General features: G+C 50.4%; 22 protein-coding genes. 5 read left to right on the top strand and 17 right to left on the bottom strand.

The window, feature by feature from the left end; all coding sequences use genetic code 11:
* Positions 1-5: 5 nt before the first annotated feature.
* The 4 genes from BDT_RS04550 to topA form a co-directional block, all read right to left on the bottom strand.
* Positions 6-1,595, bottom strand: coding sequence for a tetratricopeptide repeat protein (locus BDT_RS04550; RefSeq protein ID WP_080602329.1), 1,590 nt, complete (start codon positions 1,593-1,595; stop codon positions 6-8).
* Between the two features lie 176 nt (positions 1,596-1,771).
* Entirely contained in the window at positions 1,772-3,793 is a 2,022-nt protein-coding gene (locus tag BDT_RS04545) for a S41 family peptidase (protein WP_015090088.1), read from the bottom strand.
* A gap of 119 nt (positions 3,794-3,912) precedes the next feature.
* Positions 3,913-4,812: a hypothetical protein gene (locus BDT_RS04540; RefSeq protein ID WP_015090087.1), complete on the bottom strand. Its 900-nt coding sequence runs from the start codon at positions 4,810-4,812 to the stop codon at positions 3,913-3,915.
* A gap of 91 nt (positions 4,813-4,903) precedes the next feature.
* Positions 4,904-7,633: a type I DNA topoisomerase gene (gene topA, locus BDT_RS04535; protein ID WP_015090086.1), complete on the bottom strand. Its 2,730-nt coding sequence runs from the start codon at positions 7,631-7,633 to the stop codon at positions 4,904-4,906.
* A 158-nt stretch (positions 7,634-7,791) separates the two neighbouring features.
* On the opposite strand from topA, the gene BDT_RS04530 reads away from it, so the two are divergent.
* On the top strand, positions 7,792-8,577 hold the full coding sequence (locus tag BDT_RS04530; protein WP_015090085.1) for an HAD family hydrolase: 786 nt from the start codon (positions 7,792-7,794) through the stop codon (positions 8,575-8,577).
* Here the strand turns inward: BDT_RS04530 and BDT_RS04525 are convergent.
* From BDT_RS04525 to BDT_RS04505, 5 genes are all read right to left on the bottom strand, one after another.
* Positions 8,554-8,877, bottom strand: a complete 324-nt coding sequence (locus BDT_RS04525; protein ID WP_015090084.1) for a hypothetical protein — start codon at positions 8,875-8,877, stop codon at positions 8,554-8,556. The two genes, BDT_RS04530 and BDT_RS04525, sit on opposite strands and share 24 nt — an antisense overlap.
* Positions 8,832-9,350, bottom strand: coding sequence for a hypothetical protein (locus BDT_RS04520; RefSeq protein WP_015090083.1), 519 nt, complete (start codon positions 9,348-9,350; stop codon positions 8,832-8,834). Before BDT_RS04520 ends, BDT_RS04525 begins: the two co-directional genes overlap by 46 nt.
* Positions 9,351-9,442: 92 nt before the next feature.
* Positions 9,443-9,889 carry an LEA type 2 family protein gene (locus BDT_RS04515; protein WP_015090082.1) on the bottom strand — a complete coding sequence of 149 codons (447 nt, stop codon included), beginning with the start codon at positions 9,887-9,889 and terminating at the stop codon, positions 9,443-9,445.
* A gap of 2 nt (positions 9,890-9,891) precedes the next feature.
* Positions 9,892-11,235, bottom strand: a complete 1,344-nt coding sequence (locus tag BDT_RS04510; RefSeq protein ID WP_015090081.1) for a TldD/PmbA family protein — start codon at positions 11,233-11,235, stop codon at positions 9,892-9,894.
* Positions 11,235-12,623 carry a TldD/PmbA family protein gene (locus BDT_RS04505; RefSeq protein WP_015090080.1) on the bottom strand — a complete coding sequence of 463 codons (1,389 nt, stop codon included), beginning with the start codon at positions 12,621-12,623 and terminating at the stop codon, positions 11,235-11,237. Before BDT_RS04505 ends, BDT_RS04510 begins: the two co-directional genes overlap by 1 nt.
* 173 nt (positions 12,624-12,796) lie before the next feature.
* Between BDT_RS04505 and BDT_RS04500 the strand changes: the two genes are divergently transcribed.
* Complete coding sequence (locus tag BDT_RS04500) at positions 12,797-14,353, top strand: hypothetical protein (protein ID WP_080602328.1); 1,557 nt, start codon at positions 12,797-12,799, stop codon at positions 14,351-14,353.
* A 3-nt stretch (positions 14,354-14,356) separates the two neighbouring features.
* A complete protein-coding gene (locus BDT_RS04495) occupies positions 14,357-15,718 on the top strand; it encodes a hypothetical protein (protein WP_015090078.1) in 1,362 nt (453 codons plus the stop codon).
* A gap of 196 nt (positions 15,719-15,914) precedes the next feature.
* Here BDT_RS04495 and BDT_RS04490 read toward each other — a convergent pair whose 3' ends face one another.
* The 3 genes from BDT_RS04490 to BDT_RS04480 all read right to left on the bottom strand — a co-directional run bounded on the left by BDT_RS04490 (position 15,915) and on the right by BDT_RS04480 (position 19,224).
* Complete coding sequence (locus tag BDT_RS04490) at positions 15,915-18,257, bottom strand: helix-hairpin-helix domain-containing protein (RefSeq protein WP_015090076.1); 2,343 nt, start codon at positions 18,255-18,257, stop codon at positions 15,915-15,917.
* A gap of 47 nt (positions 18,258-18,304) precedes the next feature.
* Positions 18,305-18,523, bottom strand: coding sequence for a translation initiation factor IF-1 (infA, locus tag BDT_RS04485; RefSeq protein WP_011163494.1), 219 nt, complete (start codon positions 18,521-18,523; stop codon positions 18,305-18,307).
* An 83-nt stretch (positions 18,524-18,606) separates the two neighbouring features.
* Positions 18,607-19,224 (bottom strand): hypothetical protein, encoded by a 618-nt coding sequence (locus BDT_RS04480; protein WP_015090075.1) that lies wholly within the window; start codon positions 19,222-19,224, stop codon positions 18,607-18,609.
* A gap of 126 nt (positions 19,225-19,350) precedes the next feature.
* Here BDT_RS04480 and lpxD point away from each other — a divergent pair, with 126 nt between their 5' ends.
* Positions 19,351-20,397 (top strand): UDP-3-O-(3-hydroxymyristoyl)glucosamine N-acyltransferase, encoded by a 1,047-nt coding sequence (gene lpxD / locus BDT_RS04475; protein ID WP_015090074.1) that lies wholly within the window; start codon positions 19,351-19,353, stop codon positions 20,395-20,397.
* 15 nt (positions 20,398-20,412) lie between these two features.
* Entirely contained in the window at positions 20,413-20,778 is a 366-nt protein-coding gene (locus BDT_RS04470; protein WP_015090073.1) for a hypothetical protein, read from the top strand.
* A 60-nt stretch (positions 20,779-20,838) separates the two neighbouring features.
* On the opposite strand, the gene BDT_RS04465 is transcribed toward BDT_RS04470, so the two are convergent.
* Genes BDT_RS04465 through BDT_RS04445 form a run of 5 tightly spaced genes read right to left on the bottom strand, consistent with a single transcriptional unit; the run spans position 20,839 to position 24,889 of the window.
* Positions 20,839-21,213: a hypothetical protein gene (locus BDT_RS04465; protein WP_015090072.1), complete on the bottom strand. Its 375-nt coding sequence runs from the start codon at positions 21,211-21,213 to the stop codon at positions 20,839-20,841.
* Between the two features lie 40 nt (positions 21,214-21,253).
* Complete coding sequence (locus BDT_RS04460) at positions 21,254-21,649, bottom strand: hypothetical protein (RefSeq protein WP_015090071.1); 396 nt, start codon at positions 21,647-21,649, stop codon at positions 21,254-21,256.
* A 17-nt stretch (positions 21,650-21,666) separates the two neighbouring features.
* Entirely contained in the window at positions 21,667-22,791 is a 1,125-nt protein-coding gene (locus BDT_RS04455) for a THUMP domain-containing class I SAM-dependent RNA methyltransferase (RefSeq protein WP_015090070.1), read from the bottom strand.
* A gap of 51 nt (positions 22,792-22,842) precedes the next feature.
* Positions 22,843-24,579: an electron transfer flavoprotein-ubiquinone oxidoreductase gene (locus BDT_RS04450; protein WP_015090069.1), complete on the bottom strand. Its 1,737-nt coding sequence runs from the start codon at positions 24,577-24,579 to the stop codon at positions 22,843-22,845.
* Positions 24,580-24,631: 52 nt separating this feature from the next.
* A complete protein-coding gene (locus BDT_RS04445) occupies positions 24,632-24,889 on the bottom strand; it encodes a hypothetical protein (RefSeq protein ID WP_041577025.1) in 258 nt (85 codons plus the stop codon).
* Between the last annotated feature and the right edge of the window lie 33 nt (positions 24,890-24,922).

Raw genomic sequence — 24,922 nt, 5'->3', positions numbered from 1 at the left:
TCCCCCTAATAAACCCACGTAAGACTGACTGGAATCATCAAACCTTCTTCGGAATCTGTGGCATCGGTCACACCGCGGGACCCATTGCCATTGAACTGAATCTCGTTGCGCACAAGACCCAAACCTGCGCGAAAGGCCAGTCCTTCACGCAGCGGATACTGCGCCAGTGCCTGCAGGCTTGAAAAATAGCCAAACCGCAACTGACCTGATTCGGCCGTGGACTCGGTAAAGTACACGGGCAAAGTCAGATCAGCGTGGACTTCAAAGCTCCACGGAAAACGAAGCTGCCAGGTTTTTGAAACTCCCGCCTGCACACCCAGCATCTGATAACCCGACACATAAGTGTTGGTCGCCGACTCAATGCCACTGCGTGAACGATAGTTAAGCTGCATTTGCAACTGCCAGTCCGCTGCCAACAGAGTCTGCAGTCCTCCGGCAATATCAAATGCCTGAGACCGGTCTCCATTCTGCTGAAGCCCAGAAGGAATTTTATAGGTTTGCCAAGACGTGCGGGCCCTGCCCACAAAGGAATAGGCGGAACCTTCATTGTCAGTTTCGGCGGCAACACCTGCAACGTAACCCGCCTCGGGACTTAGCAGGGAATTAAATCCCTGCCCTTCCACCCGGTTATTAATCATCTGATATCCAGCCACGGCCTGCATCTGCCAGTGTCGCGGGCTCAAAGACGATTCCATTGCCTGCTTCCCCGCGACCTCTCCGGCAGAGGCAGCTCCCCGCACCACTCCTGCATTGACCGGCATCTCCGGGCGCAGCCCAAGCACCATGACGGTCTCCGCCGTTGGGGTACGCTGCGGCTGAGTGCTTCGCAACAGCTCATCGATTTCCGTAGTTGGTTGATAGATCTCAGCATACTGCTGAAGTATCATACGCGCCGATTCGTCCTGTCCCAGACTTAGTAAAAAACGCGCATGGGCTGTCACAATCCATGGATTGCCCGGCTCTTCGCTGTACCATTGACTCAAACGCAGGGCTGCGGCCTGGTTCTGTCCGGCCTCCAGCAAACTTTGCAGATAATCGTAACGAACCGGATCCGAGGCGTAGCCCACTCCGATCAGGTCGCTCAGTATACCCTGAGCACGGCCGTACTTTTTGTTCTGAAGGTAAGCACGCGCCAGTCGATGTTTCGCCTCCGGGACCGGCTTGACCGAAAGAGCTTTTTTATACCGGGAAACCGCATCCCCCGAGGTAAAGCGAACATAGGCCAGATCGCCCAAAGTTAAATGTGCTCGGTAGCGGTCTTCCGCCCCCAGCTGGGCCACAGTCAATAGTTTCAAGGCTAGGTGTTTGGCAGCACCAAACTTTCCATCAAGCATATCCAGCCGCATCTGCAGGGCATTTCCACCATCGACGTTCAGATGGGGATCCAACTTCTTGTAAGAGGCAAACTCCGCATGAGCTTCAGCGCTTTGATGAAGCTCCAGATGTTTTTCAATCAGGTGGCGACGGACATTGTTGTCATAAGGGTTCTGGTTCAGAAAAATTCGCAATTGCTCGACAGAGCCAGACGATGGGGCGGATGCTGCAGAGACCTGCACAACAACGCACAAAAGCAGAAGACCTAAAACGTACGACATAAACCCTCCACTGTTTCAGTGTGTCGTACGTCAATTTTTTTTAACAATTACAAGTCATCCACTCTGGACCCCTTAATACATTTCTGGACCGAACTTCTGTTCGCGAAGACAAATAAAAAAAGCCCGGAGACTGTGGCTCCGGGCTTCAACAACAACAAACGTTTCCTCAAATCACACTACTTGGCGTTAGCCTGCTTCTGCTGAGGCACCAGGGATTTCCCGTCCTCAAGCTGAATCAGATCCAGAAGAACATTTTCAGCTTCCTGAACATCAGGACGCTTCAGATACTCTTCGTTTTTCTTGGCCTTGGTAGCGGTCTTTTTAGCTTTGTCTTTCTTTTCTTTTTCGTTCTTGTCTTTAAGAACTTCGCTCACGCGGATCACTTTACCGCGGGCTTTGGCTTTGTTCAGCTCTTCCACGATTTTCTTGAATTCATCGTTTTTGCCAACTCGTTCGCCGGATCTTTCACGCAGGGACTTCAACCACTCTGGTTTGATTTCTTTCCAGGCGCCCGGGCCTTCTTTCACGTAGGCATCCGGGGACAGGAAGGATTCAATCGTTTTTGGCGGCAAAGAGTAATCCATGTATTTCTCACCGATGTCATCAGTGCTGAATGGACCTGGCAACACGATATCCGCATCCACACCACGGTGCTGAGTGGATTTACCACCTGGCACGAAGAACATGCCCACAGTCACCTTGATAGCTCCCAGATTGTTCGGGATTGGAAGAACAGACTGAACAGAGCCTTTACCGTAAGTGTGATCACCACCGATTACGACAGCACGTTTATAGTCCTGCAAAGTGCCGGACACGATCTCGGAAGCGGAAGCAGAAATACGGCTGGTCAATACAACCAGCGGACCTGCCCAGTCCACCATTGGATCTGTGTCACGAAGTGCGGATTCTGCACGGCCTTCATTTTTAGAGGACTGCTTCACCACGTTCCCGGTCTGGAAGAACAGACCCGCGATTTTCACCGCGTCTTCAAGGGAACCACCACCGTTGTTGGAAAGATCCAGCACCAGGCCGTCGACTTTCTTTTCGTTGGCTTCCTTGATCAGCTTTTTCATGTCAGCCGCAGAAGATCTGCCGCCACGACGGGAATCCGCATAGAAGGATGGGAAATTGATAACGCCGATTTTCTTTTTCTGACCGTTGATTTCACGATCCTGATAGATGATGGACGCTGCTTCGTCCTCCAGATTCACCTTTTCACGGGTCAAAGTGACATCAAAACGTTTTTTGCCTTCACCGGATTTTCTTAAGATCGTCAGGCGCACTTTCGTGCCCTTGTTACCACGGATTTTTTTGACAACGTCCTTCAAATCCATGTCGATCACGTTTTCCATCTGGCCTTTTTCCTGACCGACAGCCACGATTTTATCCTGTGGTTCGATCAGACCGGATTTAGCCGCTGCCCCACCCGGAACCAGTTGTTCAACAACTGTGAAACCGTCCTGGGAAGAAAGTGTCGCGCCGATACCTTCCAGGGACAAACGCATCTGGATTTCGAAATCTTCAAGCACATCACGAGAGAAGAAGCTGGAATGCGGATCCAACGCACGAGCAAAGGAATCCAGGTAACCCGAGAACAGATCATCCTGAGTTGTGTCAGCGGTTCTTTTCACTGCACGCTCATAGTTTTTGATCACGTTCTTTTTGGCTTCATCCATCTTCATGTCTGTCGCCATGTAGTTCCCGATCTGGAACTGAATGTATTTTTTCAGGTATTCATTCGCTTCAGCGGAATCTTTCGGCCAGGTTTTCTTTTCTGGATCGAACGTGAATTCAGTTGCGGATTCAAATTTGAAGTCTTTGCCCAGATATTTTTTTGCAAATTCAGAGCGGTCTTTCACGCGCTCCAGAACGATCTTCTGAGCTGCATCCAGGAATGAACAGTCACGGTTTTTGGTTTTATCAAAAACGTTGCCTGCAGCCTTGCGGATGGAATCAACATCACCTTGAGTCAGATAGATTTTGGAAGGATCCAGTCTTTTCAGATACTGCTCGATCACACGATTTTGCAAGTCAGTGTCGCGGTTGGAATACTTCACGTGGTTGGCAAGGAAGCCCTGTTCAATCACTGTCAGGTAACGGCACTCAAGGCCTTCTTTCAGTTGGGCCGATGCCAAAGATGAAACTGCCAATGATCCGGCAATGATGAAACCTCTAACGCCTTTTGAGAATGAACTCATGCTGATCCTTCCATGGCTCCCCGAACGGGAGCAGTCCTAATTGCATTAGATTATCAAATAATTAGCTGAGAGCATTCAATTTATGAAGCACGTCATAAATTAGGACGTAGAAAGGATTCTTAAGACTTTCGTCGATCTTCTTCGAAGAAGGATAGCTGGGAAAGGTTTTCCACTTTGTCGCCACGTAGGCCGTTCAATTTGACCTCATGCTTGATGAAACTGCCATGCTGAGTCTCGATCATAAAGAACGACATCTCGGGGAATCTCGCCTTTAGTCGAGTCATTTCCTCAACAATCAGCTGGATATTCTTAGGATCATCATCCGACATCCCGAAGCGGTGATGCGGATTGTAACCATAAAGATCAATCGCCTGCTCCACGCTGGCGCGGATGGCTCTTTGTTTTAATTCTGCAGTGCCTTCTTTGAAGTCCGAATCACCCAGAAGCTGACGTGTCTCTTTATGACTCACCGGATACACACTGAGATAGTTGGGCTCCAATGGCAGAACTTTTTTCTGAACAAAGACCCGAATACCGTCTTTCATTGTTTCCGGATGGTGACCACGTGCCGTGATCACAGACAGCGGGCGCTGATTAAAGGCCGCGTGATAGAAACACTCCCAGGAAGGCCCCTTCCATTGGAAGTCGGGATAACCCAAAGCCGCGGCCACGTCTTGCACGAAAATCTGCTTCTTGCCTTCCAGTTTTTCCAGTTCATCCACATGGTGGTCACGGAAATTACGGAAGGTGCCGGTCACATCGCAATAGTCGATATTATAGTCCGCAAAGGGACCACTGCTGCCAATAGTTTGATGGTGCTGGGCAAAGTCCCCGCTGGAGATCTGCACTTCAGATTTGTCGCTTTTATGGAAAAGAATCAGCGGCGTCGTCAAAAAGGCGATGTTGTCGTCGAAATCGAAGAAATAGAAACTGCGACCGCCAAGGTGGAAGTTTCTATCCTTCTCCTTGGAACGGTTGATTCCTAACTCCAATTGTCCCTTCAGGGGACTGTCGCTCATAACACACCTTTCGATGCCCAGTGATGGGATCTGTAACTATGCGGAACGAATTTATCAGAGATTCCCCCCTCGGAAAAGGGGGGTGAACAAATTACTTCTTGGACTTGCGAGTGACTACTTTTTTGACACCCAAAGCTTCGGCTTTTTCTTTGGCGTTAGCGGCTTTCTTCAAAGCGGGCTTTTTTGCAGCAGGCTTTTCGCCATCAGCTTTAGCGGCTTTGGCTTTCGGAGCGGCTTTCGCCTTTCCTTTAGCTTTACCTTTGCCTTTTGCCGGGCCCTTTTCATTGATCAAAGCAACAGCTTGCTCCAGGGTCACCGTGTCTGGCGTCGCACCCTCTGGCAAAGAAGCATTGACCTTGCCGCACTTGATGTACGGACCGTAAGGACCATTGAAGACCTGAATCGCATCGCCTGAATCCGGATGCGCGCCCAGCTCTTTCAACGGAGCCGCACGACCACGTCCTTTTTTCGGTTGAGCCAGCATCTCCATGGCTTTTTCAAAGGTGATATTAAAGATGCTTTCACCTTTTGGAATCGAACGATAGTCGCCGTCGTGAACCACGAACGGACCAAAACGACCCAAGCCCGCTTTGATGTCTTTGCCCGTGCCCGGGTGAGTCCCCAAGGTCTTTGGCAATTGCAGCAGGCTGAGCGCCATCGCCAGATCCACCTGTTCAGGCTGCGTGCCCGGAGGAAGCGACGCACGTTTCGGCTTGTCGTCTTCCGGAGTCACATCACCCAATTGAACATACGGACCATAACGGCCGTTCAGAACATAAACCGGCAGATCTGTTTCCGGGTCATTACCCAAAGAATCAGCACCGTTGATTTTCTGATCAATCAGTTTTTCAGCGATTTCCGGAGTGATATCCGCCGGAGATTCATTGTCAGGCAAAGAGGCACTGACATCTTCACCATCACGCTGAGTGGTCACATAAGCACCGTAACGGCCGACATGGAATTTGTATTTGTCCATGCCTTCCAAGGTCATTGTACGGGCTTCGTTTGGATCAATCTTGTCACCTTGATTGTCGACCATCGCACGCAAGCCCTTAGGGCCTTTGTACACGGACGCAAGGTAGCTTTCCCAATCCAGTTCCCCGTCAGCGATATTATCCAGGCTTTGTTCCATTTCGGAAGTGAAGCCCAAATCCACATACTGGGACAAATGCTGACTTAGAAGTTTTGAAACAATCATCGCCGTGAAGGTCGGCACCAACGCCGTTCCGTTCTTACGAACGTAGCCACGGTCAATGATGGTTCCGATAACAGAAGCGTACGTGGAAGGACGGCCGATGCCCTCTTTTTCCATCGTTTGAACAAGGCTTGCCTCTGTATAACGAGCTGGTGGTTTGGTTTCGTGGGACGTTGGATCCAGTTTCGCGCACTTCACACCGTCTTTGACTTTCAAAGCCGGCAGACGCACTTCACGTTCAGCCAGATCCGCTTCTGGATCATCACTGCCTTCCACGTAAGCTCGCAAGAAGCCCGGGAATTCAATGGTCATGCCGGAAGCACCAAACAACGCATCACCCACGGTGATTTTTGCGCTGACTTGTTTCTGACGGGCATCCACCATCTGGGACGCAATCGTACGTTTCCAGATCAGATCATAAAGACGGAACTGAGTCCCCGTCAGACCCGTTTCATCCGGATCCATAAACTGGTTCCCGGCAGGACGGATCGCTTCGTGGGCCTCTTGAGCGCCTTTGACTTTCTTAGCAGCGTAATTGCGCGGCTGAGGTGTCAGATAGTCTTTTCCGTACTTGCTTTCGATGCAATCACGGGAAGCAGTGATAGCTTCATTGGAAAGGAATGTGGAATCCGTACGCATATAGGTGATGAAACCTTGTTCGTACAGCTTCTGCGCCACTTGCATGGTTTCACGCGAGCTGAGACCCAATTTTCTATTGGATTCCTGCTGTAAAGTGGACGTGATAAACGGAGGCGCTGGCTTACGGAAGGTCGGTTTTTCCTCGACATCCGTCACCTGCCAGTTGCCGGATTTCAAATCCATGGACAGTTTGCCCGCGGTCGTTTCATCCAGAACCAGAACGTCTTTACCTGCCGTCAGCTGACCCGTCAGACCATCAAAGTCCTTACCGGTTGCTACCCGTTGATTTTTGTATTGTTGCAGACGGGATTCAAAAGCCACACCGTCTTTGCTCAGCTCCGCAAGCACGCCCCAGTAAGAGGACTTTTTAAAGCGCACGCGCTCAAGTTCTCTTTCCACGATCAGGCGAACCGCCACGGACTGAACACGGCCCGCAGAAAGACCGTAAGCTACTTTTTTCCAAAGCAGCGGAGAAATCGTGTAACCCACCAAACGATCCAGAACACGGCGGGCTTCTTGGGCACGCACCAGGTTGAAGTCGATTTCACGGGTGTCTTTCAAAGCTTTTTGAATCGCGTCTTTGGTGATCTCATGGAATACCATGCGCTTGGTTGGAACTTTCGGCTTCAAAACTTCCAGCAAGTGCCAGCTGATAGATTCCCCTTCGCGGTCTTCATCCGTCGCGAGGTACAGCTCTGAGGCTTCTTCAAGTTTGTCTTTCAGGTTTTTGACGACCTTGGTTTTATCCTTGGGAACGCAGTAAAGGGGCTCGAAGTTTTTATCGACGTTCACGCCGAGTTGCGCCCACTTTTCTTTTTTCACCTTTTCCGGGATGTCTTTTGCGGACTGAGGAAGGTCACGGATGTGGCCCATGCAGGACTCCACCACATAATCTCTTCCCAGGAACTTGCGAATGGTCTTTGCCTTCGTGGGAGACTCCACGATGACAAGCTTGATACCATCTGTTGCGTCACTTTTTTTGGCCATGCTAAGTCCTTCGTCTAGGTGTCACCTTCCAGAGGATATCTGTAGCGACCCCTATATAATAGACAAAACATGAAGGCGAATGCCCGCCCGTGCAAGTCTAAATTTTGACGAGCCATATCAACTTAGACCTTCGCAAGATCAGCAGATATACTGCAGAAATGAAAAATGCCTCTGAATTCTCAAGTCCCTTGCGCTTTCTTCTGACTGATATCGACGACACTTTGACTGACGAAGGACATTTGGGTCCGGAGGCTTATCAAGCTTTGTGGAATCTGCACAATGCCGGAATCCATGTGATTCCGGTCACAGGCCGCCCTGCTGGCTGGTGCGAAATGATCGCCCGCGTCTGGCCCGTCAGCGGCATCGTGGGTGAAAACGGTGGCTTCTATTTCCGCTATCACAATAAAACCATGCACCGTCATTTCTTCTTTGATGAAAAGATTCAGAAAGAAAATCGCACAAAACTTCAGCAACTTGAAAAAGAGATTCTGCAAAAAGTCCCGGGCTCGGCATTGGCCAGCGACCAGTTCTGTCGCCTGATGGACCTGGCCATCGACTTCTGCGAAGATGTTCCTGCCCTGCCTAAAACCGAAGTGCAAAAGATCGTGGACCTGTTTCATGCCGTCGGTGCTCAAGCCAAAGTCAGCTCCATCCACGTCAACGGCTGGTTCGGAAGCTATGACAAACTGACCATGTCTTTAAGATTTTTGGAAAAGGAATTCGGTGTCAGCGCGGAAGAGGCGAAAAAAGTCTGTGCCTTCAGTGGGGACTCCCCGAATGACGAACCGATGTTTGCTTACTTCCCGCACAGCTTTGCGGTGGCGAACATTCAGAACTTTATCGATCAGATAAAAAACAAACCCACCTATGTCTCTAAAGACCGAGGTGGGTTGGGTTTCACTGAAATTGCAAAAGCGATCTTAAAAAGTCACACGAAGGCCTAATGCGCCTCCGCCAGCCAAAGGCATGAACCCTGGTTCAAAGGTGATCGTGTCTTCGCTGGCCGGCAAACGGGATTTCAATTCACGATAACGGCGGTTTTGTTCGGGCGGAGTCGCCCACGCATCCACCGCTTCCCAGATGCGGAAGCCGACAAAACCAAACGCCCCGGCGAACAACAGCCCACCTCTATTACTGCAGTTGCTATTGGAACTCCAGGCATCGTCCACGCAATCACCCACTCCCGCCATGAACACCATCAGGGATGCCAGCTCACCGACTGTAAAGATCCAGCCCTTTTCCATATAGCGTCCTTGAACGGCATGACCGATTCCAAGACCAATGGATACGTCGCCAAGATACCACCCACCACATAGCGCGTCTGAGAAATCTCACCACGCTCCAGAATCGCACGGTCGCTTTCACTCAAAGAAGCATAAGAAATACCATCGGCACGCATAGCCGTTCCGGCAGAACTTTGCGCCGCAGTTTCTTTAGGTGCATTCACAGAGGATGAAATTTTCTCTAGCGTCATTCCCGTCTTCACTTTACCGGAAAGGATTTTCACCAAGGCCTTTTTGCCACCAGCAGAAACGCGCGAAACTTCGCCCTCGCCCGCCGTGCTTAGCTGTGAATTCAGGAAATGCACACGATCGCCCACAATCAGTCCTTCGTGACCTTCCAGATTGATGGTCGCCTCGGTCCCTTGAATACGAGACACTGTTTGTGCGAATGAAATGGATGTGAACAGGAAAATCAAAACAGAAATGAACTTCATAAGCCCTCTTACTTTGTGAAAAAGCATAGGACTCTGAAGAAGTTGCGGCAAGTGGACTTCAATTCACCACAGAAAAACTAGCCATCAGGAATTTAGCGAAGTTCGACTTTTCCTTCTTTGGAAAACGGAATGCTAAAGAAGCCCGTCTTGGCGCTGCCATCAATACGATAGGCAACCTCACGAGCCGTCAGGATGTCCCCGAGATTACCAAGGATCGCCGTGTATTTGACCGGCAGTGGAACTTCGATGTCAGTGGCAGCGTTGGCCGGAACCAGAATGGGCTTTTCCGTCTTGGCCTCGGTCAGCTCTTTCCCAGAAATAAAGACCTTGTAGGCGATCTCTTTGACTTTGATATCGCTCTTGTTCGGGTTTTGCACATTCACCACAAAGATCAAGGTCGCCCCGGTGAAGTCCGCATCACGCACATACACCTGATTCAACTGAACCTTCGGTTCCTCGGCATAACCAAACAAGCTGGAGCAGCCCGCACTTACCACCATCTGAAACAACAACAATGTAACAAGTGCGAACTTCTTCATGATTATGCTCCTGCGAAACTCAAAGACTTGATCAGAACATCAGGACAGATAAAGGAATTGCCTGGTTTGTTGTAGTCACGGCCCACCGCCTCGATATCACGAAGCAGTTCAAGCACGTTTCCAGACATCACAAACTGTTCAATCGGACCCATGTTCTGGCCTTTTTCATGCAAGAAACCAGACGCCGGCATCGAGAAATCACCCGTGGACTGTTTAAAGCCCGCGTGCAAACCACCCTCGAATCCTGCCAGATGGATGACCTTGTCATAAGATGTCAGCAGATCCTGCAAAGACTTCTCTCCGTTTGCCACAACCAAATTTGTCGGCGCAATCGCCTGCTGGGAAGCAGGACCGCGGCTGGCATGAGCTGTGTGCGGCAGATTCATCTTGTTGGCATACTCAAGATTGGACAGATAGTTTTTCAATACACCCTTATCAAACAGCACGGTCTTCTGAGAAGGCGCACCTTCATCATCAAACGGACGTACTGACGTCCCCCGAGTTTCAAACGGATCGTCCAACAGCTCAAATTTGTCGCTGGCGATCTTCTGACCCAGCTTGCCTTTGAACAGGGATTTACCTTCGTGGACTTCTTTCGCAGAGAAATAATCATGAATCATCTGCAAAACCGTCGGGAACTGCTCGCGGTCGATCACCACTGCATAATTACCCGTCGGAAGCTGAGTCGCTCCCAAACGAGCCAAGGCTTTACGTACACCTTCGCCCGTCACTTCTTCGGTGTTGATGTCATCAAACTTGCGGGCAAAGAAACCTTCGCCGTCCATTTTTGAATTTTCACCGTCTTTGGCCAGAGGATAAGTGTAACCACTGTAGTAGTTCTGTTTGAACTCCTGATCCAGACCTTCTGAATTCAAAATGCGCTTGAACACCACGGATTCATTGAATCCAGAATAAGGCACATTCGTCACACGGGAATCTTTTGCCAGGCACAGCTCTTCCAGAAGTCTTGCCACTTCCAGCTTTTTTTCCATGGCGATTTCCTCTGGCTTAAACAGTTCCGGCATCGCTTTCACGGCCTGAGGCTTCACCAGCTCAACTGGTTTTGTTTCACCCGTCTGCACGGTCTTGGCGTTGTTCAAAGCCTCACCGTAAGTGCGCAGCAGGGATTCTTCAGAAAGATTTTCCGTGTAAGCATAACCCTGATTCGCACCCAGGATCACACGCAAACCTGCCATCTGAGTCTGTGTGGACTCAAACGATTCCAGCTTGCGTTTGGAATAACCGATGCTCAGGGCTTCGCCCCCGGTCACCAGCATTTCAATTTTGGCACCGTCTTTACGGGCCTGTTCAGTCAACTTTTGGAAGTTCTTTTTAATAGTATCCATTATTTTGCTCTCCCACCAACCATCAGGCTGGAAACCAGAACTTGAGGCTGACCCACAGCTGCTGGAATCGTCCCGCTGACAGATCCGCACATACCGCGCGCCAGTTTCAGATCATCAGAAACTCGGGTGATCTTACCCAGCGTATCGATACCACGACCGATCAGGCAGGCCCCCTTCACCGCTTCTTCGATGCGACCATTGCGGATGATGTAACCTTCAGCCACCTGGAAGTTGTAATCCCCGGTGCCCGGATTCACAGAACCACCACCCATGCGTTTTGCATAAAGGCCATAGTCCACATCGCGAACCATGTCTTCAAACTTGTCTTTACCAGCCGCGATGAAAGTGTTTCTCATGCGCGAAGCCGGAGCATATTTGTAAGACTGACGACGACCGCTGCCAGTGATTTCATAACCGGTCTGGCGGGAACCCATTTCATCAACGATATAGGATCTCAAAACACCGTTTTCGATCAAAGTCGTTTTCTTGGTCTTGTTGCCCTCGTCATCCATGTTCAAAGAGCCCCATCCGTTTTCGATGGTGCCATCATCAATCGCTGTCACACACTCGTGTGCGATTTTCTGGTTCATCTTGCCGCAGAATACGGAAGAGTCCTTCGCAACACCTGTTGTTTCCAGGCCGTGACCACAAGCTTCGTGGAACAAAACGCCCCCGAAGGCATTATCGATCAAAACAGGCATGTCCCCGGCCGGAGCATAAGCCGCCTTCGTCAGCAGCATCGCACGGTCCACCGCGCCTTCTGCCAAAGATTTCAGATCAATCTGATCATAAACTTCCGAAGTTCCCATGTGGCCTTCATCGTCCGCAGAGCTTTCTTTCACACCATTGCTTTCAACAAAGGTCTGCATGCGGATACGGGAGTAAGCACGTTCATCATACGCCATCAAACCGCGAGAGTTGGCGATTTGCACACGCTGGAACTTTTCATTCAATCCGGCTTCAACTTGCGTCACTGCCGAGTTGCGGGCACGAGCGTGCTGATCAATTCCGTTCAGCCATTTGAACTTGCGTTCGCGGTTCATCTCCCAAGGCTTTTCACCAAAGGTGTGAACAGAATCAAAAGGAACTTGCATCAGTGGCATGGATTTGGAAGCCGCCCCGGTGCCACGGCTTTGAGCCGCGTTCAGCGCCGCCTTCACCAGGCCCACTTCAGAAAGATCATTCGTCGTCACATAGACAATCTCGTGGCCGAAGAACAGACGAATGCCTGCACCGTAAAGCTGGCCCACGATAGCCTGATCCGCTTTGGAATTCAGAACAGTCAGTTGGGAAGAATAAGTGTCTTCAACAAAAATATCCGCGAAATCAGCACCCGTGCTTAAAGCCGCATCCAGAGCCTTGGACAGAATGTGAGGTTGAATAATCATAGGGCCTCCTTAAGGTCTTCAAAGAATAGCTCAAGTCCTGATGCCCCCCAAGAAGAAATCCCCGGAGGTCGCGTCAGAGGCCAGAAGGACTGATCCGGTATCATCTCTTGATACCCTGATATTTTGGGGTCAATTGGAACGGCGCTTGAAATACCTCTAACGCAGAGGTGACTATGGGCCTTAAAACAACACTAGCCGTCCTGGGCTTGTCGAGCATTTTGACAACGGCGCTGCCTTTTGCGGCACAGGCGTCGGCTGCAGCCCGTTGTGAAGCCATATTCACTTTTGCCAAGGTCGAAAAAAGTGATCCCCGCGCCTTTGAAAACCTGACGAAATATGAGCAGCTGTTCACCAAAGGTCGTGGTCTGGAAACTTACAAGGTTGTTCTTGGTAATGACTTTGCCCAGTCCCTGTCCCGTGTCCTGCAAAAGCAGGACGGCCACTGGTTTGATTCCGGCGCTGGCCACGCTTTCGCCGTCAGGCAAGCCTTGCAAGCCCCGGAAGGTCAATATCTAAAGTCCACCGTTGTCGCTTATGAAACTTCAGCCAAATCCGCCGAACGCCTGAATGTGATTTCCGGCCGGTTCCTTGAAACCATTGCCGATAAAGAAATCGCCAAGAGCGATCTAATCACCGATGTCTTTGGCCCCCTGGCCTATTCCGGCCAACCCCATCAGGTGATGCAAAAGTACCTGAACAACCTGAAGCCCGATGGCGAGATCTACATTTTCCTGGGAGCACGCCATGAACTGTACGGCGAATTCAATAAAGTGATCACCGCGAAGGGTGAAGTGCTGAATCTGGGGCAGTGGCTTGAAACCATCCCGGGCATCCGCGCTGAACTGGTGAAAACCCCGAAAGAAGACGATGGCACCCGCTATGAAATGTGGACCATAAAAATCACCAAGACCGACGAAAACGCAAAGGTGCCTGCCGTCGAAATGATCCATTTTAAAGAGGGCGCACCACCTGTGATGTCCTTTAAAGAAGTCGCCAACAACGGCCTGACCAACCACGCATCCTTGCAGGAAAAGGCCCGCGCCACGTTCCGTGAAAGATCCAAAAACATCACGGCCACCGAATTCCTGGACGCCTTCCGCGGCGGCGAACTGCGCCACCCGCTGATTGCCAGCATCAAAGGCCTGAAACGCGAAGACCGCTGGGTGAATTCATCCGAAGTCGGTGCCCAAGTGTTCGCAGGGATGAAGTCGAAAGACTATGACTACAGCGACACGTCGGTGTTCGTGGGTCTTTCACAAAAGTTCATCCGCTGGAGAGCTTCACGCATCAACACCGACAAAATCAACTACACCCCCGTGTCCGATTCAGCCCTGCTGAAAGACGTGCGCGACGTGAAGCTGATCACCGACTATCACGGGGACTTTATGTCGTCGTTTGCTCCAGACATCGTGCTTGGCCGTTATCTGGAGTCCCTGTCCAACAAGGGCGAGATCTATCTGTACACCGGCAAAGAATACGGCGGCTTTGGTTCTGACAGCATGGTCATGCGCAAAGATGGAACGCAAATGCCGCTTCGCCAGTGGTTGCGCCAGATTCCGGGTGTGAACACCAGCTTATTCCGTGGTGGTTACCACTGGACGGGTGGCGAATGGACCTTCCTGAAGGTCACTATCAAGGATCGCAATAAAATTAAAATACCAAAACTAAAACTGATGGGAACCACGGAAGGCAAAGACGGCCTTCCGCTTCCTTTCTTTGAGGAAATTTAAGTCATGAACGTTTCTGCTGTACTGTTAAGCCTGCTACTGGTCACCTCGGCCTCGGCCCATGCCGCCACCTCCCCGTCCTTCACGGCGGCGGAAGAGGCCGTCTTGACAAACATTAAAACCAAAACCATCGAGCTGGTCGAAAGACAAAAGCTGGAGGCCGAAAAACTGCGCCGATGCTTTGCCTTCATCACCTTGTGTGATCCGGACGTGAAAGAAAAACTGCCGCTGATCCGCAACGCCATCAAACAAAAGTCCGAGGAGTACCGCCTGCTGGTGGGCCTTGCGAACGCGCAAAGCCTGATGAATTCAGGTTCCGCGGCCCGCATCGGAATGACCCTGCCATTTGTGCAGTATGAAACTAGATTCGACAAGGACCAGACGGAAATGAAACTAATCCGCCGTCTGTATCAGGAAGACTACCGTGCGATTTCCGATAAAGCCGCCGAGATGTTCAAGGACAAGCCAAAAAGTCCTTACGTGAACCTGGAAGGCTATATTATTCAAAACGAACTTTCCACTGCGACACAGTTTTATAACATGCAAGCCCTGCTGATCATTCATCAGGTGCCGTTTGTGATTTACATGAAAACCGACAAGGCTCCGGATCAGGAAATCGCCGTGGCTCTGGGTAAATACATCGAACGCGTGAACAAGGCACTGGGCGAGCTTTACGACACCCAGAAAAACCCGCTGGAAAGTTTCTTAGTCTACGAACCGATCGTAAAAAGCATCGTGGAAGAAAGCCCGCAAAGCAAAGCCATCATCGAAAGCCTGCTGCGCCAGCAAAAACACGCTGTGGGCTTGAAAGCGTGGATTGAAAGAAACTCGCCAAGCATCAAACTAGCCGCTCTTTCCACCTGTTCATTGGTGGCGGCAGTCCTTCAGGCATGGCCGGTATCTTTGGCTTGCGGAGGCACGGCCGCCGCAATTACCGGCAAACAGCTTTACGATGACTATCATCGCATGCGCGACAACTTCGCCCTGTGGCTGACCGGGGCGCAAAGCCACACGGCTTTGAAAACATCTGAAGCCCGCGTGATGTATTCGACTTTGGCGTTGTTCTTTGCCGGACAAAGCGTGGGCAACACTTTGCTGGCGATTGAAACCAGTCTGGTCGCGACCCTTTCGAATCTGCCGACGGTGGCAGCGGCTCGCTTTACCAGCCTGACTGCGCTTCGTGAAGGCAGCATCCGCTTTGCTTCGCGCACGATTGAAATGAAGGGCAAGGATCTGGGCGCCAGCATCTTTGCGGCTTCTTATGCGAACGTCACGGACCATGACTTGAAAACAACCCGTGAAGACCGCATCTTCACATACAAGGATCTACTGCTGCTTCAGGAAGCGGCTCAGACCACAAAGCCTTAAAGGTTTGAGTTTCACTCTTTCCTAAAAAAACAAAACCCACAACCGGTTAAAGTTGTGGGTTTTTTATTTTCAAACTTAAAAGCGAATTACTTGCGGATTTTCGCTTTGTACATACGCTTCTTGGTCAAGATGCGTTTTTTTCTAGCGCGGATACCTTTTCTGGATTTACCTTTAGCTGCCATTTTAGTTCTCCTTGTTATTTCTTATTAGTCGGAACATTCATCAAAGCTGCAAACGGGTTGTTAAACGGGTTTGCAGGTTTCATTGGAGCCTGTGCAGGTTTTCCTGCCGGCGGACGCTGACCCTGACCCATTGGGCGGGAAGCACCACGGTTTTCCGGACGTCTTTCACCACGAGGTGCGGAAGCTTCCGGAGCATCGTCCATCTTCATCGTCAAAGAGATCTGGTTTTTAACCACATCCACTTTCAGAACCTTTACTGTCACATGGTCACCAGGGTTCACCACTTTACGAGGATCATCCACGAACTTGTGAGACAATGCAGAGATATGCACCAGACCATCCTGGTGAACACCGATATCCACAAACGCACCAAAATTAGTCACGTTAGTCACGATACCCGGGCAGATCATGCCTTCAGTCAGATCCTTCACTTCCATGATGTCATCACGGAACTGGAACACCTTGAACGGATCACGCGGATCGCGGCCTGGTTTTTCAAGCTCTTTTACGATGTCATCAAAGGTGAATTCACCCACCAATTGAGCCCATTTGGTTCTTTGGGAAACCAGTTTTTTTGCACCTTCACCGATAACATCGGACAAAGACACGCCCAGGTCTTTCGCCATGTCCGTCACCGCCTGGTAACGCTCAGGGTGAATACCTGTGGAATCCAGAACCTGTTTGCTTTGAGGAATTCTCAGGAAACCTGCAGCTTGTTCGAAAACTTTTGCAGAGAACTTGGGAATTTTCAAAAGCTCAGTACGGTCGTTGAACAAGGTCTTCTTGCGGGCCTCAACGATCCCTTTCGCCAATGCCGGGCCAATACCCGCCACGTGGGAAAGAAGCGCTGCTGAAGCTGTGTTCACGTCTACGCCCACGTTATTCACGCAGGACTCAACCACTGCTTCCAGGGATTTTTTCAACTGGGACTGATTCACGTCGTGCTGGTACTGACCAACGCCGATGGATTTAGGATCAACTTTAACCAGCTCTGCCAACGGATCCTGCAAACGACGCGCGATAGAGATCGCACCTTTTACAGTCACGTCCAAATCCGGGAACTCTTCACGAGCCACTTCAGAAGCCGAGTACACGGAAGCTCCGGACTCAGATACCATCACAACCGGGATGTTTTTACCCAGGTCTTTCAGGACTTTCTTCAGGAAGGCTTCAGTCTCACGACCGGCAGTTCCGTTACCCACGGCGATAGCCTCGATCTGAATCTGCTTCATCACGTCGCCGAACAGAACTTTGGCTTTTCTGTCAGCATCATCACCCAAAGTGTAAAGAACCGTGTGAGAAATGAATGCACCGGATTTGTCGATCAGAGCCACTTTACAGCCCGTTCTTAAACCAGGATCCACGCCCAATACACATTTTGGCCCGTACGGGGAAGCCAGCAAAAGCTTACGCACGTTTTCAGCAAAGACCGTGATCGCATCCTGATCCGCTTTTTCTTTCAACTGACGGTGAACTTCGTTCACAACAGAAGGAAGAACGTAAACGTTCAATGCCAGACGAGCACACTGCTTCAGGTAATCGCCGATCGCATTGTCCGGAGTGGATGTCGCGAAGTTTTCATAGGATTTCAAGATAGCTTCGTCGTCGCCTTTAACGTCAACGGTCAGCTCTTCTTCCTGCCAGCCACGTCTCATCGCCAGATAGCGGTGATTGTTTTTTGCATCCAGAAGGTTCTTAACCGGCTCTTCAAATTCCTTGTACATTTCGTACTTGGAGTTTGCTTTGTAGCCTTTTGCCGCTTTGGCAACCACACGACCGCTGTCGTTGTAGTTTTTCGCCACCATGGCACGAAGATCGGCATCATTGGCGATTCTCTCAACGATGATGTCCTGAGCGCCTTTAAGCGCTTCTTCGTAAGTCGCGATTTTTGCAGTTGGATTGAGGAAGTTTTTCGCCTTCATCTCCATGGTCTGATCGTCTTTGATCGTGCCATGACCCATATCCCAGATCCAGTTTGCCAAAGGTTCCAGGCCCGCTTCGCGTGCGATGGTCGCTTTGGTTTTCTTTTTCTTTTTGAATGGTTTGTAGATTTCTTCCAACTCGCCCAAATCCCAGGAAAGCTCGATACGCTTCTGGATTTCTGCCGTCAGGTTGTTTTGTTCGCCGATTTCTTTAATCAGGAACGCCTTACGCTTGACGATTTCGTTGAAAGTTTCGTGACCTTCGATAACCGCGCGAATTTGAACCTCGTCCAAATTGCCGGTTTTCTCTTTACGGTAACGTGCGATGAACGGAACGGTTGCCCCTTCTGCCGCCAGTTCGATCACAGCCTGTGCTGACTTTGCGGTAACGGTTGGAGCAATACGAGCCAAATAACTCTGAAGAGCCTGATCCATAGAACCTCTAGATTTAATTGGAAATGTTAGAAGGAATTAAATCGGTATTATTTATGACGGAATTGGATCAAGCCGTGAGATGGGTCGTAAGGAGAAACCCCTACGCTCACACGGTCACCAACAACCACGCGGATATTAAAGCGTCTCATTTTTCCGCAAAGTTTTGCGTTAATGATAACTTTATTATCAAGTTCAATTTTGTATAGACCACCCGCTAGGGCGTCGATCACTTTTCCGTCAATTTGTACCAAATCGTCTTTTGCCATGCAGATAAATTTCTAGGTCAGTTTCCGGGGCCTTGCAATAGTTTTCTGCCCATCGCACCCCGAAACATGAGTTTTGGACTTACTTAAGACAGCTTTCTATTGCTGATCAGCATGCGTTTTCCGTCCTCAAAAAGGACTTCCAAGCGATCGTATTCATTGGAAAGGATGAAACCCCAGCCGAAGATTTTGTGCTGCAGTGGAGTTTTCGCCTCGAATTGGCCAGAAATGCTATAGTTCGGGGCTTTCATGACTTTGTACTTCTCATGAAGTTCGTGCCATTTCACCTGATCATCAGACATTCCGGTTTTGTCGATTTTGACCTTTTTTTCTTTTTTCGGAGCTTCAGCAACAACCGCCGGAGCATCTTCAACCAGCTTCAATTTTCTCTCTGGCTTTTCTGCCTTCGGAGCTTTTTCAGCTTTCGCCGCTTTCGGAGCAGGCGCTGCTTTTTCAGCTTTGACTGGTTTTACCGGAGCGGCAGCTTCTTTTTTTACCGGAGCTTTGGCCGCTTTAACTTCTTTTACCGGTTTTGCAACTGGCTTCGGAGCAGCTTTTGCCACAGGCTTAGCAGCAGATTTCGCAGCCGGCTTGGCAGGTTTTGCCGCCTTCACAGGGGCTGCCTTCGCCGGGGCTTTTTTCGCCACAGGCTTCGCCGTTTTCTTTGCCGCAGGTGCTTCCTTTTTTGCTGCCTTTTTCGCCATCGCGTTTCCTCTCCAAAATTAAAGGTGAGAAAGAATCAAAAAGTGTCTATATAAGCAGCTTTATACTATCACCCAGTGTCTTGACATCAAAAAAATAATAGTAAAGTGTTAGCGCGAGGCATCACTATGATCACAGCAGAAGTCATTAAAGAGTTAAATTCTTCCGATTTGAACTTCGTCTCCGGCCCACTTTCCGCCGTAGCATCGAAGGTTCTTCCCCCTGAACAGTGCGATTCTGAAAGTCTGGTTTTTGTGTCCAAGCCGGATCAACTGGCTCTGGCACTGAAAGCCCAGGCCCCGATTATCGTGGCTCACAAATCCCTGACCGTTCCGACGGACAGCACGGCCGCCTTCTTCACTGCGGGTTCTGTTCAGCTGGGCATGGCCGCGATTCTTCCACTATTTGACGGCAAGATGAACCGTTTCAATCAGGCGACGAAAATCCACCCGACGGCGATCGTTCACGAAACGGCCCACTTGGGTAAAAATGTCGGCCTGGGTCCTTATGTGGTCATCGGCGAACATGCCAAGATCGGCGACGGCGCAACCATCGGTGCTCACACCTTGGTGGAATCCCACGCGGAAATCGGCGATCACACCCTGTTGCATCCCCATGTCTTTGTCGGGTCCCACTGCGTTTTGGGATCTCATTGCGAAATCCATCCGCACACCACCATTGGTTCGGACGGATTCGCCTTTGCCATGCAAAAAGACGGCACTCAAAAAAAGATCCCGCAGATCGGCCGCGTGGTTATCGGCAACAACGTGGAGCTGGGTGCGAACTGCGCCATTGACCGCGCTGCTTTGACTGAAACCCGCATCGGTAACGGCACCAAGATGGATAACTTCTGTCATATCGCCCACAACGTGATCATCGGCGAAAACAACGTGATGGCGGCAAAATTCAGCATCGCCGGTTCCAGCAAAGTTGGTAACAACTGCATGTTCGGTGGCGAAGTGGCCGTTTCAGACCACATCACTGTCGGCGACCGCATTATTATCGCAGGCCGTGGCGCAGTGACTTACAACCTGACCGAGCCTGGTCAATACGGCGGCTACCCGCTGGAGCCACTGCGTGACGCCCTGAAAACCCTGACTAACAAAACCCACCTTACGCGACTGCGCAAAGACGTATCCCGCGTAATCAAACACCTGGGCCTGAAAGACGAATAACAAGGAGACCCCTCAATGACATATCAGTTTTATAAAATCATGCACTTCCTGGGTTTGATGACCCTGTTCTTCGGATTGGGCGGCCTGCTGGTGGCGAACTATGCCAAAGTGACTTTGACCAAACAAGCTCGCATCATGACATTTGTGACTCATGGCCTGGGCTTGATGCTGCTTTTGATCGGCGGCTTCGGAATGATGGCGAAACTCGGCATCATGGGCGCAATGCCGGGCTGGTTGTACGGCAAGCTGATCATCTGGATGCTTTTGGGTCTGGCGGTTTCTTTGGTGAAAAGAAAAGGCTATATCGGATGGCCGATTGCCATCCTGCTTTTGGTTCTGGGAACCACGGCAGCGATCTTTGCGATCAACAAACCGTTCTAATTAAATCACACGACTTAAAAAACAAAAAACCGAGGTTACAAGCCTCGGTTTTTTTATTGTCTATTGACGGGTGCACTGAACGCGGGCTGAAGCGAAATATTCCCAGCCGGAATCGTTCTCTTCATACTCCAAAGTGCCCTGACCGTTGTCAGCCACTTCCAGTTTCACAAAGTACTCTGTGCGATCACCCAAAGCTGTTGTCAGCTTGGTCATGCCACCGATAGTGCGGTACAGGCGTGTGTGCTCCCCCACCCAGCTGTTTTCAAAGTCTGCACTGGAAAACTTCACTTCAGCATAGTCATTCACATCAACAGAAACCGTGATAGACACCGGAACCTGTTCTTCCGTCAGGCCCTGACAGGAAAACTTCTTAGCCGCCAAGGAAGGTACAGAGAACAACAAGGGTGCTGCCAACGCCAACATCAACTTTTTCATCTTTTACTCCAAATAAACGTACTGCAAAAAAATAAATCAATTACTGGATCGGTTCAGCCAACTCACACTGAACGGCGAAACCCTTCAATGTCGACTTGACCCAACTGACCTTCTGACCGGAAATCTCAACAGAAGACTCTGTTTCGCCGATCATCAGGTTCTGCAAAAAGATCAACGATTCCGGGATCGCCCCATTAATGTCATCCTCGATGAACAGCTGATACTGAATCTTCAGCGCTTCATCGCCGAACTGGATCTGCGAAAATTTCGCATAACCAATATCGGTTTTAACATTCATCATGTATTCCGAATGTGTTTTCAGCAACACGCCGTCATTCAACAGACGGCAGTCGATTTTCTGATACACATCCTTGGAAGTCAGTCCCGCCATCGCCGAAACCGGCACAAGCAGCAACAAAGCCAAAAGCAGTTTCATATCCCCCCCTTTATTCCTTAGAACATGGAGTATTTAAGGAAGCGGCATTCGATATTGCCGTTGAACACGAAGTGCTTGCGCGTGGATTTCAGTTTCAAATCCGCGATCAGCTCTTTGTTGCCGGAAAGGATCCATGCGTCCCAGCCCTTGAATCTGTGCTTCATGGTGAAGCTCAGGTCACGGTACACGTCACGCAGGTTGTCTTCATCACCGATACGCGCGCCATAAGGCGGATTCACGATGATCAGACCTTTTTCAACCGGTGGCTCCACAGTCGCCACGGATTCTTTTTTGAATTCGATAACTTCGTCAACACCGGCACGCTTGGCGTTGTCTTTCGCATTCATCAAAACGCGCTTGTCGATATCAAAGCCATAGAACTTGAAATCAAGTTCTTCTTTTTCAGCGTCCATAGCCTCCTGGATCACTTTTTCCCAGGTTTCTTCTTCATAGTTCAACCAGTTCTGGAAACCAAAACCTTTGCGGTTGATACCAGGAGCAATGTTCATGGACATCATCGCAGCTTCAATCAGGAATGTCCCGGAACCGCACATGAAATCCACCAGCGGGCTTTGACGGTCCCACTCGGACAAACGCAGCAGACCCGCTGCCAGGTTTTCTTTCAATGGAGCTTCGCCGACTTCTTTGCGGTAACCACGCTTGAACAAGCTGTCACCGGAAGTGTCGATCGCGATGTTGAACTGATTTTTGATCGCGCGCACGTGAATGCGCAGATCCGGGTTGGTGTTATCAACATCCGGGCGCACGCCGAATTTTTCGCGGAACTGATCGACGATAGCGTCTTTGACTTTCATCGCCACAAAACGCTGGTCACGCATTTTGGATTCATTGACGCTGGCGTCGATGGAGATCGTCTGATTCGGTTTGATGTATTTGGTGAAATCGTGACGAAGAATCTGGCTGTACAGTTCTTCCGGCTGATACGCCGTGAAATCCAGTACAGGCTTCAGAATACGGCTGGCCAAACGGGAATGAAGGTTCGCTTTATAGCAGCCTTCCCAGTTGCTTTCGAAGAACACACCACCGATGTAACGGTCTGTGACCTTCAGGCCAAGCTCTTTCAATTCAAGTTCCAGGGGTTCAACAAGTCCACGGGCTGTGGAGGCAAAAAACTGAGGCATGGGACTGAGCCTTTCCTTTGTTAAGAAAGCCCAGTCCGAACGCCAGGCTTCCTATGTTTCGCGGTATTGTGGTCCACCGCCCCCTTCAGGAACGGTCCACTCGATATTTTCGAATGGGCACTTAATATCACAAGTTTTGCAGTGAATACAGTTGGTATAATTGATTTGTAAGTCCTTCTTACCTGCCTCTTTTGTAGACGGCACCATCTCATAAACCGCCGCCGGGCAGAAATGATTACATGGTGATTTGTACTGAGGCTCACATACCGTACGGCAAATATCCCCGTCCTTCAAAATAAGGTGGTTTGGGGAATCTTCGTCGTGCATGGTCCCGGTCAGGTAAACACTGGATAGCTTATCAAAGAACAGCTCGCCGTCCGGTTTTGGAAGCTTGTTATCCTCGTGATCCAGGCCGTAAGGGCCCCAGATATCCAGGACTTTTTCAGTGGTTTCAGCGTCGATATGGTCAATCGGCATTGGATCCTGCAGACCACGGCCGCCGGTCAGCTCTTGCAGGGCCAACAGTGGCATGCTTTCCACGATCCCCTTGCTTAGCGCCTGGTGGAAGTTACGAACGCGGTAAAGCTCTTCTTTTACGAAGCCGGCTTCAATACGGTCGGAATAACCCTTGGTCACTTCCTCAGAGAAATCGCCACCCTTGATCAACCCGTCAATAACGGCTTCCGCCGCCTGCATGCCGGATTTCATCGCCAAGTGGATACCCTTCAGCTTCTGCACGTCCACCATGCTGGCAGAGTCACCGCAGACCATAAAGCCGTTACCGTACAGTTTCGGCATGGAATACCAGCCGCCCGCAGGCAGGGTCTTACCGCCGTAAGCGATGACTTTACCGCCCTTAAGCATGCTTTGCAGGAACGGATGGGTTTTCAGTTTTTGCAGTTCACGATGCGGATCCAGCAAAGGATCCTGGGTATCAAGGTAAGCAACCAGGCCCACGATGATCTTGTCCCCTGGAAGGGTGTAGATGAAAGTACCGCCGATGGATTTGGACAATGGGAAGCCCATGGTATGAATAACCTGGCCTGCTTCCACCGTGCCCGCTGGCATCTGGATGATTTCTTTCACGCCTTCTTCGAAGACTTCTTTGTTTTTACCTGCGCGCAGATTCAGTTTCTTTTCAACCTTCTGGAACAGGGAACCACGCGTGCCTTCAGCGAAGATCACAACTTTGGATTTCAGAATCAGACCCGGCTCAAAGTTCGCCTTTGGATTGCCGTGTTTATCGCGACCCTTGTCGCCGGTGCGAATGCCGACGATCTTGTCGCCTTCATACAGTGCTTCCACCGCCGCAAAGCCCGGGAAGATGTTGATGCCTTTTTCTTCACACTTTGTGCCCAACCAGCGGTTGAACTTGGAAAGAGAGATAATGTAATTGCCTTCGTTATGGAACGGCGGCGGAGTGATTGGCAGCTTGAAAGAAAAGTCAGAACCCAGATAATAAACCGCATCTTTTTTGACTTCAGAGTCAATCGGGCAGCCTTCTTCTTTGAAGTTCGGAATAAGCTCAGTCAAAGCCTTCGGATTCAAAACCGCGCCCGAGAAACTGTGCGCGCCCACTTCCGAAGCTTTTTCCAGAACAACGATCATCTGTTCCGGGATTTGCTCGCCCTGCTTTTTACCGGCAGCAACGTCTTCGTTGTGTTTTTGAATTTGATTTTGCAGGTGCAATGCGCAGGACATACCCGCGGAACCACCACCGACGATCAGGACATCCACGTCCATCGTTTCGCGTGTTACACCTTCTGGCAGTTGATCGTATACAGACATATTCTCTCCATTCAATTCAATACAAAAACTCGAAACCCGGGGCTGGCTTGCCCTATTCTTCCATCGACTCGTCTTTGACTTCCGCCTGCGGAGCCAGCTTGCGCGCCGGAGTGGCCAGTTGGGACTGAACCTTCAGCTCTTCTTCATCCCGTCCCCCGGGATAAAGGCGCTTCTTGGCCTTCATCGCAATCTCTGCTTCACGAGCCTCATCGTACTGAGGCTCCGTCTGAATTCCCGTGGCGTCTTGCGCGTGCGCAAATTGAACACCTACTGAGGATAGCAGAAACAAACATAAGAAAACTCGGATCATAACCCGCTCCTGTCTTCCGCGCTTCGCGCGCAT

It is taken from the genome of Bdellovibrio bacteriovorus str. Tiberius (genome assembly GCF_000317895.1).
In the GTDB taxonomy this organism is placed as follows: domain Bacteria; phylum Bdellovibrionota; class Bdellovibrionia; order Bdellovibrionales; family Bdellovibrionaceae; genus Bdellovibrio; species Bdellovibrio bacteriovorus_F.
The sequence above is the reverse complement of the archived record's forward strand: the minus strand, read 5'-3'. Positions and strand labels throughout refer to the sequence as shown.

Coding starts and splice junctions, on each gene's coding strand:
- BDT_RS04550 (WP_080602329.1), bottom strand. CDS start 1,595: ATGTCGTACGTTTTAGGTCTTCTGCTTTTGTGCGTTGTTGTGCAGGTC.
- BDT_RS04545 (WP_015090088.1), bottom strand. CDS start 3,793: ATGAGTTCATTCTCAAAAGGCGTTAGAGGTTTCATCATTGCCGGATCA.
- BDT_RS04540 (WP_015090087.1), bottom strand. CDS start 4,812: ATGAGCGACAGTCCCCTGAAGGGACAATTGGAGTTAGGAATCAACCGT.
- topA (WP_015090086.1), bottom strand. CDS start 7,633: ATGGCCAAAAAAAGTGACGCAACAGATGGTATCAAGCTTGTCATCGTG.
- BDT_RS04530 (WP_015090085.1), top strand. CDS start 7,792: ATGAAAAATGCCTCTGAATTCTCAAGTCCCTTGCGCTTTCTTCTGACT.
- BDT_RS04525 (WP_015090084.1), bottom strand. CDS start 8,877: ATGGAAAAGGGCTGGATCTTTACAGTCGGTGAGCTGGCATCCCTGATG.
- BDT_RS04520 (WP_015090083.1), bottom strand. CDS start 9,350: ATGAAGTTCATTTCTGTTTTGATTTTCCTGTTCACATCCATTTCATTC.
- BDT_RS04515 (WP_015090082.1), bottom strand. CDS start 9,889: ATGAAGAAGTTCGCACTTGTTACATTGTTGTTGTTTCAGATGGTGGTA.
- BDT_RS04510 (WP_015090081.1), bottom strand. CDS start 11,235: ATGGATACTATTAAAAAGAACTTCCAAAAGTTGACTGAACAGGCCCGT.
- BDT_RS04505 (WP_015090080.1), bottom strand. CDS start 12,623: ATGATTATTCAACCTCACATTCTGTCCAAGGCTCTGGATGCGGCTTTA.
- BDT_RS04500 (WP_080602328.1), top strand. CDS start 12,797: ATGGGCCTTAAAACAACACTAGCCGTCCTGGGCTTGTCGAGCATTTTG.
- BDT_RS04495 (WP_015090078.1), top strand. CDS start 14,357: ATGAACGTTTCTGCTGTACTGTTAAGCCTGCTACTGGTCACCTCGGCC.
- BDT_RS04490 (WP_015090076.1), bottom strand. CDS start 18,257: ATGGATCAGGCTCTTCAGAGTTATTTGGCTCGTATTGCTCCAACCGTT.
- infA (WP_011163494.1), bottom strand. CDS start 18,523: ATGGCAAAAGACGATTTGGTACAAATTGACGGAAAAGTGATCGACGCC.
- BDT_RS04480 (WP_015090075.1), bottom strand. CDS start 19,224: ATGGCGAAAAAGGCAGCAAAAAAGGAAGCACCTGCGGCAAAGAAAACG.
- lpxD (WP_015090074.1), top strand. CDS start 19,351: ATGATCACAGCAGAAGTCATTAAAGAGTTAAATTCTTCCGATTTGAAC.
- BDT_RS04470 (WP_015090073.1), top strand. CDS start 20,413: ATGACATATCAGTTTTATAAAATCATGCACTTCCTGGGTTTGATGACC.
- BDT_RS04465 (WP_015090072.1), bottom strand. CDS start 21,213: ATGAAAAAGTTGATGTTGGCGTTGGCAGCACCCTTGTTGTTCTCTGTA.
- BDT_RS04460 (WP_015090071.1), bottom strand. CDS start 21,649: ATGAAACTGCTTTTGGCTTTGTTGCTGCTTGTGCCGGTTTCGGCGATG.
- BDT_RS04455 (WP_015090070.1), bottom strand. CDS start 22,791: ATGCCTCAGTTTTTTGCCTCCACAGCCCGTGGACTTGTTGAACCCCTG.
- BDT_RS04450 (WP_015090069.1), bottom strand. CDS start 24,579: ATGTCTGTATACGATCAACTGCCAGAAGGTGTAACACGCGAAACGATG.
- BDT_RS04445 (WP_041577025.1), bottom strand. CDS start 24,889: ATGATCCGAGTTTTCTTATGTTTGTTTCTGCTATCCTCAGTAGGTGTT.